This window comes from Enterobacter cloacae complex sp. SHL021, assembly GCF_049237765.1.
Lineage (GTDB): Bacteria > Pseudomonadota > Gammaproteobacteria > Enterobacterales > Enterobacteriaceae > Enterobacter > Enterobacter cloacae.
The window spans coordinates 173,839-189,042 of record NZ_JBMKJG010000008.1 but is presented as its reverse complement, the minus strand read 5'-3'; the positions used below and the strand labels follow the sequence as shown (position 1 = coordinate 189,042).

Annotated in this window: 15 protein-coding genes; 4 read left to right on the top strand and 11 right to left on the bottom strand. The window is 56.6% G+C overall.

The window, feature by feature from the left end:
- Positions 1–8: 8 nt before the first annotated feature.
- From urtD to ACOTZF_RS10460, 6 genes are all read right to left on the bottom strand, one after another.
- Complete coding sequence (urtD, locus tag ACOTZF_RS10485) at positions 9–806, bottom strand: urea ABC transporter ATP-binding protein UrtD (protein WP_013096633.1); 798 nt, start codon at positions 804–806, stop codon at positions 9–11.
- Complete coding sequence (urtC, locus tag ACOTZF_RS10480; protein WP_040020854.1) at positions 806–1,879, bottom strand: urea ABC transporter permease subunit UrtC; 1,074 nt, start codon at positions 1,877–1,879, stop codon at positions 806–808. Before urtC ends, urtD begins: the two co-directional genes overlap by 1 nt.
- Positions 1,879–3,453 carry an urea ABC transporter permease subunit UrtB gene (urtB, locus tag ACOTZF_RS10475; protein ID WP_129317610.1) on the bottom strand — a complete coding sequence of 525 codons (1,575 nt, stop codon included), beginning with the start codon at positions 3,451–3,453 and terminating at the stop codon, positions 1,879–1,881. The genes urtC and urtB overlap by 1 nt, the downstream gene beginning before the upstream one ends.
- Positions 3,454–3,477: 24 nt before the next feature.
- Entirely contained in the window at positions 3,478–4,749 is a 1,272-nt protein-coding gene (urtA, locus tag ACOTZF_RS10470) for an urea ABC transporter substrate-binding protein (RefSeq protein WP_040020850.1), read from the bottom strand.
- 200 nt (positions 4,750–4,949) lie between these two features.
- Complete coding sequence (locus ACOTZF_RS10465; RefSeq protein ID WP_013096637.1) at positions 4,950–6,053, bottom strand: cobalamin-independent methionine synthase II family protein; 1,104 nt, start codon at positions 6,051–6,053, stop codon at positions 4,950–4,952.
- 156 nt (positions 6,054–6,209) lie between these two features.
- Complete coding sequence (locus ACOTZF_RS10460) at positions 6,210–6,623, bottom strand: rhodanese-like domain-containing protein (protein ID WP_129251668.1); 414 nt, start codon at positions 6,621–6,623, stop codon at positions 6,210–6,212.
- Positions 6,624–6,696: 73 nt separating this feature from the next.
- Between ACOTZF_RS10460 and ftrA the strand changes: the two genes are divergently transcribed.
- A complete protein-coding gene (ftrA, locus tag ACOTZF_RS10455) occupies positions 6,697–7,698 on the top strand; it encodes a transcriptional regulator FtrA (protein WP_108453254.1) in 1,002 nt (333 codons plus the stop codon).
- 158 nt (positions 7,699–7,856) lie between these two features.
- Here ftrA and ACOTZF_RS10450 read toward each other — a convergent pair whose 3' ends face one another.
- A complete protein-coding gene (locus ACOTZF_RS10450) occupies positions 7,857–8,219 on the bottom strand; it encodes a hypothetical protein (protein ID WP_023619540.1) in 363 nt (120 codons plus the stop codon).
- A 250-nt stretch (positions 8,220–8,469) separates the two neighbouring features.
- Between ACOTZF_RS10450 and ACOTZF_RS10445 the strand changes: the two genes are divergently transcribed.
- Positions 8,470–8,700, top strand: coding sequence for a DUF2554 family protein (locus tag ACOTZF_RS10445; protein ID WP_129251667.1), 231 nt, complete (start codon positions 8,470–8,472; stop codon positions 8,698–8,700).
- Here ACOTZF_RS10445 and ACOTZF_RS10440 read toward each other — a convergent pair whose 3' ends face one another.
- Both ACOTZF_RS10440 and ACOTZF_RS10435 read right to left on the bottom strand, forming a co-directional pair.
- A complete protein-coding gene (locus ACOTZF_RS10440; protein ID WP_129317609.1) occupies positions 8,701–10,665 on the bottom strand; it encodes a peptidase U32 family protein in 1,965 nt (654 codons plus the stop codon).
- 80 nt (positions 10,666–10,745) lie between these two features.
- Positions 10,746–11,273 (bottom strand): helix-turn-helix domain-containing protein, encoded by a 528-nt coding sequence (locus ACOTZF_RS10435; RefSeq protein ID WP_038419400.1) that lies wholly within the window; start codon positions 11,271–11,273, stop codon positions 10,746–10,748.
- On the opposite strand from ACOTZF_RS10435, the gene ACOTZF_RS10430 reads away from it, so the two are divergent.
- A complete protein-coding gene (locus ACOTZF_RS10430) occupies positions 11,170–12,531 on the top strand; it encodes a benzoate/H(+) symporter BenE family transporter (protein ID WP_306768560.1) in 1,362 nt (453 codons plus the stop codon). The two genes, ACOTZF_RS10435 and ACOTZF_RS10430, sit on opposite strands and share 104 nt — an antisense overlap.
- Here ACOTZF_RS10430 and ACOTZF_RS10425 read toward each other — a convergent pair.
- Entirely contained in the window at positions 12,511–13,383 is an 873-nt protein-coding gene (locus ACOTZF_RS10425; RefSeq protein ID WP_047351779.1) for a helix-turn-helix transcriptional regulator, read from the bottom strand. The genes ACOTZF_RS10430 and ACOTZF_RS10425 overlap by 21 nt on opposite strands.
- Before the next feature lie 175 nt (positions 13,384–13,558).
- On the opposite strand from ACOTZF_RS10425, the gene ACOTZF_RS10420 reads away from it, so the two are divergent.
- Positions 13,559–14,455 (top strand): DMT family transporter, encoded by an 897-nt coding sequence (locus ACOTZF_RS10420; protein WP_129317607.1) that lies wholly within the window; start codon positions 13,559–13,561, stop codon positions 14,453–14,455.
- Positions 14,456–14,487: 32 nt separating this feature from the next.
- On the opposite strand, the gene ACOTZF_RS10415 is transcribed toward ACOTZF_RS10420, so the two are convergent.
- Positions 14,488–15,162, bottom strand: coding sequence for a DUF3313 domain-containing protein (locus tag ACOTZF_RS10415; protein WP_129251665.1), 675 nt, complete (start codon positions 15,160–15,162; stop codon positions 14,488–14,490).
- Positions 15,163–15,204: the final 42 nt, after the last annotated feature.

The window sequence follows — 15,204 nt, the reverse complement described above, 5'->3', positions numbered from 1 at the left end:
AAGGCTCCTTAGCGTCCCAGATAGACTTCAATTACCTGCTCGTTGGCCTGTACCTCGCGCAGCGAGCCTTCTGCCAGCACCTGTCCCTGATGCAGTACGGTCACGCGATCGGCAATGGTTTCAACAAACCCCATGTCATGTTCAACCACCATCAACGAGTGCTTGCCTGCCAGGGTCCGGAAAAGCTCGGCGGTGTACTCGGTCTCCGCGTCCGTCATCCCGGCGGCGGGTTCGTCCAGCAACAGCAGATGCGGATCCTGGACCAGCAGCATTCCGATCTCGAGGAACTGTTTCTGCCCGTGCGAAAGCAGTCCGGCGCGGCGGTCGCGTTCACCGGCGAGCCGCAGCAGGACCAGCATCTCATCAATACGATCGCGCTGTTCGCCGTTGAGTTTGGCCCGCAGGCTTGCCCAGACGGACTTGTCGGTTTTCATGGCGATCTCAAGGTTTTCCCATACCGTCAAAGCCTCAAATACCGTCGGTTTCTGAAACTTGCGGCCAATCCCCTGGCGCGCAATGGCGGCGGGCTCAAGCTGGGTCAGATCTACCGACTGGTCATAAACGGCTTTGCCGCTTTTTGGCCGCGTTTTGCCGGTGATGACGTCCATCAGCGTGGTTTTTCCCGCGCCGTTTGGGCCAATCACGCAGCGCAACTCCCCCACGCCGATGTTCAGCGTGAGATCCGTCAGCGCCTGAAACCCATCGAAGTTAACGTTGATCTTATCCAGTTGCAGCACCGGGTCCGTCTGCTCGCGATAGCGATCCCCGGGCAACTGGCGAGTGAATAATCCTTCGGCTGGCTGCATTATTTCTCTCCCTTGCGAAACAGGCCGTAGACGCCGCGCGGTAAAAACAGCGTAACCGCGATAAAAATCAGCCCGAGAAACAGCTGCCAGTATTCCGGCATTGCGACGGTGAAGAAACTCTTCGCGCCGTTCACCAGCGCCGCGCCAATGACCGGGCCAACCAGCGTGCCGCGGCCGCCCAGCGCCACCCAGATGGCGGCCTCAATGGAGTTGGTCGGCGACATTTCACCGGGGTTAATAATCCCGACCTGCGGCACATAGAGCGCTCCCGCCAGGCCACACAGCATGGCGGAAAGCGTCCATACCAGCAGCTTAAATCCCTTCGGATCGTAGCCGCAAAACGTCAGGCGGTTTTCAGCGTCGCGCACGGCGGTGAGAATACGGCCAAACTTGCTTCTGGCGAGGGCAATGCCGATGCCAAGCGTGAGGAGCAGCAACATGACGGTCGCCAGAAACAGCGCGATACGGGTCGTGGTCGCGGTGATGGAGAACCCCAGCAACGTGGTAAAACCGGTAAAACCGTTATTGCCACCAAACCCGGTTTCGTTGCGAAAGAACAGCAACATTCCCGCGTAAGTCAGGGCCTGCGTCATGATCGAGAAATAAACCCCTTTGATTTTTGAGCGAAAGGCAAACCAGCCAAACACCAGCGCCAGCAGCCCCGGCACCATCACAATCAGTACCAGCGTCCAGGCAAAGTGCTGGGTTCCCCACCAGAACCACGGCAGTTCACTCCAGGAGAGAAACGACATAAATGCGGGCAGCCCATCGCCCGCGGCCTCGCGCATCAGGTACATCCCCATGGCGTATCCGCCCAAGGCGAAGAAGATCCCGTGGCCCAGCGAGAGCATACCGGCATATCCCCATACCAGATCGAGCGCCACCGCAACGATGGCGTAGCACAGGATTTTGCCGAGCAGCGTCAGCATCCAGGTCGACAGCGCCAGCGGATGGGTGGCGGGCAACATCGCAAAGAACGGCAATATCAGCAAACACGCCACCAGCAGGCTGCCTGCAATCTGCGTTGTGCGTGGCGCTTTTCGCGCCAGTTTTAAGGTAAGTGGCTGGCTCATCAGTCAGTGACCCTCCCTTTCAGCGCAAACAATCCCTGCGGACGTTTCTGAATAAACAGAATAATGGCCACCAGAATGACGATTTTGCCCAGCACGGCCCCCATCTGCGGCTCAAGAATTTTGTTGAAGATCCCAAGGCCAAACGCCGCCGCCACGCTCCCCGCCAGCTGTCCGACGCCACCAAGAACCACCACCAGGAAGGAGTCGATAATGTAACCCTGGCCCAGTTCCGGCCCGACGTTGCCCAGCTGGGAGAGCGCCACGCCGCCTAAACCGGCAATGCCGGAGCCCAGACCAAACGCCAGCATATCGACACGTCCGGTCGGCACCCCGCAACAGGCCGCCATGCTGCGGTTTTGCGTTACCGCACGCACGTTCAGGCCGAGACGGGTTTTATTCAGGACCAGCCAGGTGAAGAACAGCACCATTAGCACAAAGCCCAATACCACAATGCGGTTCCACGGTAGCGTCAGGTTGGCAAACACCTGCACCCCGCCGGACAGCCAGGCCGGGTTTGCCACCTCCAGGTTTTGTGCGCCAAACGTCATGCGTACCAGCTGAATCAGCATCAGGCTGATACCCCAGGTGGCGAGTAATGTCTCCAGCGGACGACCGTAGAGATGGCGGATCACGGTGCGTTCAAGGATCATCCCGATGCCTGCGGTCAGGCAGAAGGCGACAGGCAGCGCGACGACCGGATACAGCGCCAGCCACTGAGGCGTGACGCTGGCCATGATCTGCTGAACCATCCACGTGGCGTACGCCCCAAGCATCAGCATCTCGCCGTGCGCCATGTTGATGACACCCAGCAGCCCATAGGTAATTGCCAGTCCCAGCGCCGCCAGCAGCAGGACCGAGCCCAGCGACAGCCCCATAAACGCCTGCCCGAGGAGATCGCCCCACATCAGACGGTGCTGGATTTGGCTCAGGCTCTCCCCGGCGGCGGCACGTACGCGGGGATCCGGTTCGGTTTGCGTCTGGGTATATGGCGTGAGTCGGGATGGCACGTCCGGGTCGTCAGATTGCCCGAGTCGTTCAATAGCCTGAAGACGCACGTCAGCCTGTGGGCTGGCGAGCTGGAGATTAGCCAGCGCCAGCAGCAGCGACTGGCGCGCCACATCGTCCGTTTCACTGCTTACCCGCGTTTGCAGGAGGCCGATCATTTCCGGCTGCGCATCCCGCTGTAACTGGCGCGCGGCGGCACGCCGCTGCGTGACGTTGTCACTGATAAGTTGATGCGTAGCGTTGGCCGTGGCGGCCAGTACCCGCAGACGGTTGGTCAGGCGTACGGCTTTGGTTTGCCCTTCTGCAGCAGGGGAATCTCCCAGCGCCACCATCTCGCCATTGCGTCGCGCAAAGGCATGTTTCTGGCTATCGGCAAACAGATTTTCGTTTTGCAGCGCCTGCAGTAACGGCAGTCTTGCGGCATCCGGCGCGAGAGCCCAGCGGGTCAGCATATCCGCCTGCTGGCTGCGGCTGGCGGCAACAAATTGATCGGCATCCGATGCCTGCGCCATCCCTGGCAGCAGTCCGGTAAGCCATACAATAGCGATCATCATGCGCATGGCGTTCATGACTTTTCTCCCTGCAGTAATGGCTTAGTTGCTGGCGGTCTTCATCGGCTGATCGGGCTTTTTATCATTCCCGGCGATGAACGGGCTCCACGGCTGGGCGCGTAACGGCTCTTCCGTCTGCCAGACCACGTTAAACTGACCGTTACCTTCGATTTCACCGATCATGACCGGCTTATGCAGGTGATGGTTGGTGGCATCCATGGTGAGCGTAAAGCCGGAGGGTGCCTTAAAGGACTGTCCGGCCATGGCCGCGCGCACTTTATCCACGTCGGTGGTGCCTGCTTTCTCTACCGCCTGCGCCCACATGTGGATCCCAACATAGGTGGCTTCCATCGGGTCGTTGGTGACTACGGTATCGGCGTTAGGCAGCTTATGGGCTTTGGCATAGGCTTTATAGTCCGCCACGAAGGCCTTGTTGGTCGGGTTATCGACGGACTCGAAGTAGTTCCACGCGGCCAGGTTGCCGACCAGCGGTTTGGTGTCAATCCCGCGCAGCTCCTCTTCGCCAACGGAGAACGCCACCACCGGGACATCGGTTGCTTTCAGCCCCTGGTTAGCCAGTTCTTTATAGAACGGGACGTTAGAATCACCGTTGATGGTGGAGACCACCGCGGTTTTACCACCTGCGGAGAATTTCTTGATGTTGGCGACGATGGTCTGGTAGTCACTATGCCCGAACGGGGTGTAGACCTCTTCGATATCTTTGTCTTCCACGCCTTTGGAGTGCAGGAAGGCGCGCAGGATCTTGTTGGTGGTTCGCGGGTAGACATAATCCGTGCCCAACAGGAAGAAGCGTTTAGCGCTACCGCCGTCTTCGCTCATCAGGTACTCCACCGCCGGAATGGCCTGCTGGTTTGGCGCCGCACCGGTATAGAAGACGTTCGGCGACATCTCTTCGCCTTCGTATTGCACCGGATAGAACAGCAGACCGTTCAGCTCCTCAAATACCGGCAGTACGGATTTACGAGACACCGAGGTCCAGCAGCCAAACACCACGGCCACTTTATCCTGGCTCAGCAGCTGACGCGCTTTTTCGGCAAACAGCGGCCAGTTAGAGGCCGGGTCAACCACCACTGGCTCCAGTTTTTTACCCAGCACCCCGCCTTTGGCGTTGATCTCGTCAATCGTCATCAGGGCGACATCTTTCAGCGGCGTTTCTGAGATCGCCATCGTGCCGGAGAGCGAATGCATAATCCCCACTTTGATGGTATCGGCCGCCTGTGCGCCAAAACTCATCCCCATAGCAACGACTGACGCAGACAACGCGAAGGCTTTTAATAATGTACGACGGTGCATATTTTCACTCCTGAAAAAGAACGCTGTGCGAAGACGTCCGTTACGGCATGGACGCGGAAAAATGTCTCAGCGAAACAGGAGCAAAAAGGATGCCAGGATGAATAACGTGCTATTGCAGGATGTGTAACGCGGGATGTAAAGAGAACGACTCAGAATGGTACAGCGCTGCACTTTTATAATGCAGCGCTGTGACGACGGGATTACCAGACTTCGCTGGCGATCTGCGTGACCAGACGCACTTTGTCCCACTGCTGGGCTTCACTCAGGGTGTTGCCCTCTTCGGTGGAGGCAAAACCGCACTGCGGGCTGAGGCAGATCTGCTCTTTCGCCACGTATCTGGCCGCCTCCTCCAGGCGCGCCTTCACCCCTTCAGGGTTTTCCAGCTCGCCATTTTTGGTGGTGATCAGCCCAAGTACCACCTGCTGCTTGCCCGGGCGGACAAAGCGCAGCGGCGCGAAATCACCGCTACGGTCATTGTCGTACTCCAGGAAGAAGGCATCGACGTTCACCGTGCCGAACAGCACCTGGGCCACCGGCTCATAGCCGCCTTCGGAAATCCAGGTGGAGCGGAAGTTACCGCGACAGACATGCAGACCGATGGTCAAATCGTCTGGTTTTCCTTCCAGCGCCTTGTTCAGCACGCGGGCATAGGTACGCGCCAGCTCATCGGCATCTTCCCCGCGCTCGCGGATCTGACGACGCTGGTCATCCGAACAGAGGTAGGCCCAGACGGTATCATCCAGCTGCAGGTAGCGACAGCCTGCATCATAAAAGGCCCGGATGGCGTCGCGCCAGGTGGTGGCCAGATCGTCAAAATAGTCATTCAGATCAGGATAGACAGTCGCATCGATGTCTTTGCGACCGCCACGGAAGTGCAGCACGCTCGGGCTGGGAATGGTCATTTTTGGCTGCGCGTTGCCGCTGATGCTTTTCAGATAGCGGAAGTCTTCCAGCATCGGATGATCGCCAAAGCCCAGCTTGCCGGTGACGCGCACGCCGTGCGCTTTGGTCTGCACGCCGTTGAACTGAATGCCCTGCTGTGAATCGTAACGCTCAACCCCCTGCAGACCATCGAAGAAATCGAAGTGCCACCAGGCGCGACGGAACTCACCGTCGGTGACCACGTGCAGGCCGCAGGCACACTGCTGTTCGACCACCTGGCGGATCGCGTCATCTTCCACCGCGCGAAGCTGCCCGGCATCAATCTCACCGCGGGCAAACTGCTGGCGAGCCTGTTTGATGGCATCCGGGCGTAAAAAACTGCCGACTACATCGGCGCGGTATGGTGCGTGCTGTCGCTGCATGGAAATCTCCTCTGTCTGCCGGCGATAATTGCCAGCAGTGATAATTCATCTCTTGAAGTTTTAGACTTCTGGATGTCTAAATGTCCAAAAAAGATGACATACCTGCTGTATCCCGGCAAACGAGAAAATTTCACGACAGTTGAAATTTATTCATGTTCACAACGCGGCAGCGGTTTCGCTACTGGCAAACGCGTACTGTTCGTCCTCCCAGCCGGTGATGCCGCCAATCATGATTTTCACGGGCAGTCCGAGACGCGCCAGCTTCAGTGCGGCTCTGTCCGCGCCGTTACAGTGCGGCCCCGCGCAGTACACCACAAACAGCGTATTGGCCGGCCACTGCGCCATGCGCGCCTCAGTGATCTGGCTCCAGGGCATATGTATCGCGCCGGGCACATGACGACGGGCAAACTGCTCAGGTTTCCCGACAACATGCAGCAACACAAAGTCCTGCTCGTTATTCGTCAGCGCATGGTGCACATCGGCACAGTCTGTTTCGACGCTCAGGCGACGCAGAAAATGGGTAACGGCTTCCTGCGGCTCGGCAGCCGGAAATTCAGTAACATAACTCATGATCCTTCCTCATCTTTGGCGTTTGTGTTAACACTACTCTATCCAGAAATTGATCACGTGAATGCGTCCGCTTATGCCAGAAAACAGCAAAAAGATGACAAACTTAAGACAGGTTTCCCGCCCGCAGGTGGTGGTACTGGCCTATGACGGTTTGTGTACCTTTGAATTTGGCGTGGCGGTGGAAATCTTCGGTTTGCCACGTCCCGAGCTGGGCGACGAATGGTATCGTTTTGCGGTGGCGGGCATTGATGACGGTGAGCTTCGGGCAACCGGTGGGATCCGCATCCTGACCGACGGGGGGCTTGATTTGCTGGAATCGGCAGACCTGATCGTTGTGCCGGGCTGGCGAGGGATGGATGCGCCTGTTCCCGCGGCGCTCTCCGAGGCCTTACGCCGGGCCAATGCGCGCGGTTGCCAGCTGCTTTCTATCTGTTCCGGGGTGTTTGTTCTGGCCGCGTCGGGTCTGCTGAACGGGCGTAAAGCCACCACCCACTGGCGCTATATTGAGGCGCTGAAAGCCCGTTATCCGGCGATCGGCGTGGTCGAGGATGTGTTGTATCAGGATGAAGGCGATATTCTGACCTCTGCAGGAAGCGCGGCAGGCATCGATCTCTGTTTGCACGTGGTGCGACGGGATTACGGTATGGAAACCGCCAACAGCGTCGCGCGCCGTCTGGTGATCCCTCCCCACCGGGATGGCTCCCAGCCGCAGCAGTTGAGTCGCCCGGTGGCACAGCTGCGGGAGAGCCAGCGTCTGGGACAGTTGTTCGACTTCCTGCACAATCACCTGAGCGTTTCTCACAGCGTGGATTCGCTGGCGCGTCGCGTCGGCATGAGCCAGCGCACCTTTCTGCGCCGCTTTCAGGCTGCCACAGGCACCACGCCTGCGCGCTGGCTGCTTAATGAACGACTGTTACGGGCAAAAGATTATCTTGAGAGCAGCCGTCTCAGCATCGACAGCATTGCTGAACAAACCGGATTTGGACAGGCAGCGACCCTGCGTCACCATTTCCGCCAGCAGTTCGCGCTTTCCCCTGCCCAGTACCGTAAACAGTTTGCCCGCCCGCCACGCTGATGGCCGGTTCGCAGGCAAAAAAAAACCGCCATAATCTGGCGGTAAATGCTTGCATGGATAGATTTGTATTTTCATGTCTACGTCCCGACACTCCATGCCGGGCAGCGGATCAATAACAACCTAACATGCCTGAACTCAACGAAAGCTAAACAGAGCCATTAACCCGCTTTGGTATTAATTTGCAGGTAGCGCATCAGGCCCTGTTCCGCGCTCTGTTTTGCATCATCGTTAATCGCTTCCAGATAGAATGGACGCGAGACGCCATACGGTGCTTTATCTGCTGAGAAAACAGCAAACTGAAATGTTTTACTTTTCGACGGATTGGTACACCCTAATTCCCAACGCTCGTCATCAATTTGCTTGCTATTACACGCCACACGTCCGTAGTCGCTGGTTAAATAAGAACCGACCCGAGCTTCCGCTGACTGAATATAATCCGGTTCGCCACTCCAGTTAACGTTCATACCTACAACAGCCCCAACGGCAACCACCAGAAGCGCTATTGACATGACTTTTTTCATTGAATCAGATCCATTCCTTTGTCAGAGAAATCTTATTATATAAGATTAATCCTTAAACCTCTGCCATATTTTGATACCAAATTTTAGGGTATGACAAAGATAATTCTTTTTTAGGAAAAATCTCACTACGCGCAAAATATATCCTGTTCGCGCAACATGACATATTCTTTGCGCTAATTTGAAAATGCCAATAATAACCCTACGAAACTACGTTCATGCTAGCGTGGCATTTTTATTGAAGGGGAAGTCCATGTTCAAAAAGGGGTTAACGCTTATGATACTGGTCTGCGCCCTGTTTTCCGGCGAGCTGATGGCGGGACACAATGGCCATGAATATTTGTGGGTTAAGAATGTTGATCATCAACTTCGGCACGAGGCAGACAGTGATGAATTACGCAGCGCAGCGGAGGAATCAGCAGAGGGTTTGCGCGAACATCACCTGTGGCAAAAATCGCGCAAACCGGGTACTCACTTTCGTTAATTAATTACCCTTACGTTTCGGCAGGGTTTTCATCAGTTCGTCGGGGCTCACGGAGGCAACAATACTGCCCGGTGGCGGCATTTTGAAAATATGGTTTTTCATTTTGCCAATAACGTGCATTTCACACGGACGACAATCAAATTTGAGGGTCAGCACCTCGTCGCCATTCACCAGCTGCATTGGCGTAGCTTTCCAGCTCTTAATATTGCCTTTCGCCTGTTTCGGGCAAAGATTAAAGGCAAAACGCAGACAATGTTTGGTGATCATCACCGGCACATCACCCTTCTCTTCGTGCGCCTCATAGGCAGCATCAATTAACTGCACGCCGTGGCGATGATAAAACTCGCGCGCTTTATGGTTATACACGTTCGCCAGGAACGATAAATGCGACTCGGGGTAAACGGGCGCTGGCACGGTTTCCGCCTTGCGGCTGCCGCGCGGATAATTCGCCAGTCGCGCCTCATCCAGCATCTCTGCCGTTTCCCGGCGGAACTGGTTCAGCAGACTATTTGGCACGAACAGCGCATCCGGCAGATTTACCGCAATGTTGCGCGCATAGTAAATGGTCTGTCCCAGCTTCGCCACGCCATCCTTCAGGCTATTGAGGGCTTTTTCTGCATTGTTCGCCACCTCAAACAGACCGTCGAGAGTATGCGTGACGCTGATGCCGTCTTCACAGGTCATGGTCAGGATCAGCTGCTCTTCCCAGCCACCTAACTCGATATCCACCGCAATGCGACGCTCGCTGGAGGTTTTCAGCAGCGCCTTCTGCCAGTTGTGGTCAAGGTTACGGTTCAGCGCGGCGTTAGGACGTGCTTTATAGAGATCGGCAGGCATCTCGTTTGGCCAGACGCGATAGCGGCTTTCACCGGTCTTTTCCACCGTATTAGCACGGAAGCCCACGACTTCACGTTTGATCATCACGTTCAGACCATCCCCGTTCGCCAGCGGTTCGGTCACCGACACGTCGAGATAATCTTTGGCGACCTTCAGCACCTCACCCACCGGTAAACCGATAAACTTCGGTGAATCAAACGCGCCAATATCGCCTTTACGGGCATTGACGAAGTAGTCCGTGCTGCCGCGGTGGAAGGTTTTATCCGTCGACGGAATAAAGAAATGCTCGGTGCGACCGGCAGACGCGCGCGCCAGGTCACCGCGATCTTCAATAATGGCGTCCAGCATCTGACGATAATGGGCGGTAATGTTCTTCACGTAGCTCATGTCTTTGTAGCGACCTTCAATCTTGAAGGAACGTACACCGGCATCAATCAGCGCGCCCAGGTTGGCGGTTTGATCGTTGTCCTTCATGGACAGCAGGTGTTTTTCGAACGCGACCACGCGGCCCTGATCGTCTTTCAGGGTATACGGCAGACGGCAGGCCTGAGAGCAGTCACCGCGGTTGGCGCTGCGGCCAGTCTGCGCGTGGGAGATATTGCACTGCCCGGAATACGCCACGCACAGCGCACCGTGGATAAAGAACTCAATGGTGGCATCCGTCGCCTGGTGAATATCGCGGATTTGATTCAGGTTCAGCTCGCGCGCCAGCACGATCTGGGAAAAGCCCGCATCGGAGAGAAACTTCGCCTTCTCCACGGTGCGAATATCGCACTGGGTACTGGCGTGCAGTTCAATTGGCGGAATATCCAGTTCCAGCACGCCCATGTCCTGAACAATCAGGGCATCCACGCCGGTCTGGTAGAGATCGGTGATCAGACGTTGCGCAGGCTCCAGTTCATCATCATGCAGAATGGTGTTCAGGGTCACGAACACTTTCGCCCCAAAACGGTGGGCGAACGGCACCAGCTCGGCAATATCGCTCAGGCTGTTGCTGGCGTTATGGCGGGCACCGAAGCCAGGACCGCCAATGTAGACGGCATCAGCCCCATGAAGGATCGCTTCACGGGCGATGGCGGCATCGCGGGCCGGGCTTAATAGTTCAAGATGATGGGATTGCAGGCGCATACTTCGTCGTTATCCGTTATGGTCAAAATGGCGGCTATTGTAGTCAGAAGTATGCATCAGCGAAACAGTTTTGCGAGCCTTTAGCGGGGATAATGAATCAGGGAGTGAAAATGCACCGGTCGGCTGCTGCTGTTGCGGTAGGCATGCGGTTTATCCCCGGCAAAACGCACGCCCTGATCGGGGTAAAGGGTTCGCCATTCGCCGTCAATTTTCATCTCCAGTTCACCGCTTATCACCACCACGTGTTCAATCACCCCCGCCTCGTGCGGCGTGGATTCACTCAGTGCGCCGGGCGCCAGGGTGATGGAGAAATGATCGAACTTCAGCGTCTCATCCCACGGGAACAGCGGTTTCACCACCATCGCCTGCTGCTGCGGGTCGAACACCGCCTGCCGATCTGCCTCCGGCGTGATAAACGCCGAGAACGGGACGTTTAGCCCCGTGGCAATTTTCCACAGCGTCGACACCGTTGGGCTGGATTCATTACGCTCGATCTGTCCCAGCATGGCTTTTGACACCCCCGTCTCTTCTGCCAGCTTTGACAGGCTCCAGCCGCGCGCCTGGCGCTGCGTCTTGAGTGTTGTAGCAAGATGTTGTGTGATTTCCATGTTTCCTCCCGAGGGGGTAAGCATACCACTTGTACGCTATAACGCACAGTGCTACCTTATTGCGGACGTTATAACGCACAACGGAGATATTATGCGCCAGTCAGCCCCTCTTTTTCCCGCCATTCTTGCCGGATTTGTTGCCGTTCTGGTCGGTTATGCCAGCTCGGCCGCCATCATCTGGCAGGCTGCTGCCGCGGCAGGTGCCAGCGCACAGCAGATCGCCGGCTGGATGACCGCGCTGGGGTTCGGCATGGGGATCAGTACGCTCGCCCTGTCATGGTGGTATAAAGCCCCGGTGCTCACCGCCTGGTCAACCCCCGGCGCGGCGCTGCTGGCTACCAGTCTGCACGGGATAACGCTTGCAGAAACCATCGGCATTTTCATTTTCGCCAATGGGCTGATCTTACTGTGCGGCCTGACCGGACTCTTCGCCCGCCTGATGAAACTCATTCCCCATTCGCTTGCCGCCGCGATGCTGGCAGGCGTATTGCTGCGCTTTGGCCTGCAGACGTTCAGTCACCTTGACGGCCATTTTCTGCTGTGCGGCAGCATGATTGCGGCATGGCTGGTCGCCAAAGCGCTGGCACCACGCTACGCCATTGTGGCGACTCTGATAACAGGGAGCGTGGTGGCCTGGGCGGGCGGTGACGTTGTCACAAACCGACTCACCCTTTCCCTCGTCATGCCACAGTTTATTGCACCGGCGTTTAACCTCACCAGCCTGGTCAGTATCGGCTTGCCCTTTTTCCTCGTGACCATGGCGTCGCAAAATGCGCCCGGTGTCGCCACGATGAAAGCGTCGGGCTATCCACTGGCGGTATCTCCGCTGATGATCGCGACCGGCGGGCTGGCGCTGCTGCTTTCGCCCTTCGGCGTCTACTCCATCTGCATTGCAGCCATTACCGCAGCCATTTGCCAGAGCCCGGATGCGCATCCGGATGCCAGTAAACGCTGGCTGGCAGCGATGGCGGCAGGCGGTTTTTATCTGCTGGCGGGCGTATTCGGGGGATCCCTTACCGGGCTGATGGCGGCCCTGCCGCCGAGCTGGATCCAGACGCTGGCAGGCCTGGCGCTGCTGGGCACCATCAGCGGGAATTTGTATCAGGCATTGCATAACGAAACGGAGCGTGACGCGGCGATTGTCACGTTTCTAATGACCGCCAGCGGCGTGACGCTGCTCGGGATTGGCTCTGCATTCTGGGGGCTGGTGCTGGGAGGCGTGTGCTTCGCCGTTTTATCACGTCTTCGCCGCGCGTAGCTGTGAAGGCGTCATCCCCATCACGCTGCGAAAGCGGTTGCTGAAGTGGCTGGCGGAGTTAAATCCACAGGCGAGTGCAATATCCGTCAGCGGCGTCGCCGTATGCTGCACCAGCGTTTTGGCTTTCTCCATGCGGCGCTGCATCACGTACTGGTGCGGTGCCAGCCCCGTCGACTGGCGGAACATGCGGGCAAAATGGTACTCACTGAGCGCGGCCTGCGCCGCCAGTTCAGCCAGCGTGAGCGGTTGAGCAAGGTTCTCTTCGATAAAGGCCAGCACATTGCGCAGTACAAACGGCGATAGCCCGCCGGTGACCACCGGCAGTTTCCACTGCACATTCGAATAGTTCTGCAGCAGATGGGTCAGCAGCAGCGTCGAGGCCGTGCTGAGCGTCAGCTGGTTGGCTTTTTGCTGCCAGTCACAGCCGAGCAAAAACTGACGATAGAGCGCAGTGATTTTTGCATCGCTGCCAAAGATTTTTTCATCCAGCGTCAACGACAGCGGGCGTTTGTCCCAGATTTTTTCACCCACATCGCGCAGATGGTCATCGGTGCAGTAGAGGTGGACAAACGACAGGTCATCGCGAATATCCCACGTCGATTCACTCTCTTTCGGCATCAGACAAAAACGATCCGGCCCGCCGCCGTTTTTCCAGCCGCCCGGCGTTTTTTGATAGCTCTCATAACCGTCCGCCACGTACAGGCTCAGGGTGTGATGATTGCTTTTTACGGTGATCGTGTCGCGCTTGTTGTACCACGCCGCCAGCTGGATACCGGAATTGAGCGCAACGGTTTCCCGCAGCACGGCGTTCTGTTGGCGTAGCGTTTCAAAGGTATCGTAAGCGTGTGACATAACCGTTAGCGCGTCTGTGAATCAGAATGTCAGTCTAAGAATTGTTGCTTCACGTTGCCAGACCCCGGAACAGAAAAAAGCGCAAGATTTTGCAAGTCCGTCGCAGGACGGTGAAAGCCTGTCAACGCCCTCGTCGCCATACTGTGGGTTTCCGTGGTTTGAGAAGAGAGACAACATGAACGCATTTTTATACGGACTGGTGGTGGTTATCTGGGGAACCACCTGGATTGCAATTTTCCTGCAGCAGGGTCCTGTGGCGGCCCCGGTGTCCATTTTCTGGCGTTTTGCGCTGGCCAGCGCCACGATGATGGTGGTGCTAATGGCGCTTGGTCGCCTGCGTAAACTGGCGCTGCGGGATCATCTGTTCTGCGTACTGCAAGGATGCTGCGTGTTTTGCTTCAACTTCTGGTGCTTTTACACGGCAGCGGCGCATATTAACACTGGCCTGGAGTCGGTGATATTTTCCATGGCGGTGCTCTATAACGCCATCAACAGTTTTATTTTCTTCGGGCAACGCCCACCCGCGCGTTTCTGGACAGCGGCCGCCCTGGGTCTGGTGGGGATCATCACCCTCTTCTGGGACGATCTGCTGGCCAGCGGCTGGAGCGTATCGCTGCTGACGGGCATTGGCCTTTCCGCACTCGGGACCTACGGCTTCTCGCTGGGCAACATGATCAGCATGCGGCATCAGCGCAGAGGGCTAGAGACGATGACCACCAACGCGTGGGCGATGCTCTACGGCACGCTGGTGATGGGCTGCATCGCGCTGTTCAGAGGCGACAGCTTCGCGCCGCAATGGACGATGAGCTACATGGGGGCGCTGGTCTATCTGGCCCTGTTTGGTTCGGTGATTGCCTTTGGTGCCTACTTCACCCTGGTCGGACGCATTGGTCCGGGCAAAGCGGCCTACAGTACCCTGCTCTTCCCGCTGGTGGCGCTGTCCATCTCCACCGTGTATGAAGGCTACGTCTGGCACATTAACGGCATTATCGGGTTACTGCTGATTCTGGGCGGGAATATGGTGATGTTTACCAGACCGGAAACTTGGTTCAGACGCCTGCGTACGGCATAAAAAAACGGCCTGCGCTTGCAGGCCGTATATGATTATTTCGCTGTTTTATGCACATCAAACATGGTGGCGTCCGTCGCCATGTCATCAACAACCTGCTTCAGCGTCGCGAAGGTCATTGGTGAATTTTCGTTGTTCAGCTCTTTACCTTCACCTTTACGAACAACCTTGATTACCGGTTTGTTCGTCGCCGCATCAATCAACTCACCCTCGAAATAGAGATGGGTATCCATGGTGCGATGGCCGGTTGCCATCTGCGTACCTGCCACCACCAGCGCAACAGGCACCACTTCATAGAACTGCAGACCTTCTTTCTGCGAGCTCACCCCAGTGATCGCCCCGCGGAAAATCAGGCTGTGTTTGCCCGGCGTCGTCACAATTGGCTTGCGTTGGCCAATCGCGGTTTTCATTTTGTTATTGGTGTAATTTAACAGCTCATCAAGCGTACGTTGACCAATCTGGGTGGTCGGTTTAGGTGCCGGATAATAGGTAATCGGCGTCCAGATGATACTGTCGTAATTTGCTTCGTTATAAGAAGGATCGACCCAACGCAGGGTTGGTTTACCCGTTGCGGATGTCGTTTGCTGCAAGCCTGAGTAATCTTTCAAAAAGCCGGAGTATTGTTCAGGCGCGGCGACCTTGGATGAACACCCCGCCAGCGCCAACAGACCAGAAAGCACTGCAACTTTAAAAAAAGTGTGAGTACGCATGATGATTTTCCATGTTATCTGCAAGTATGCATTTGAAGTTAT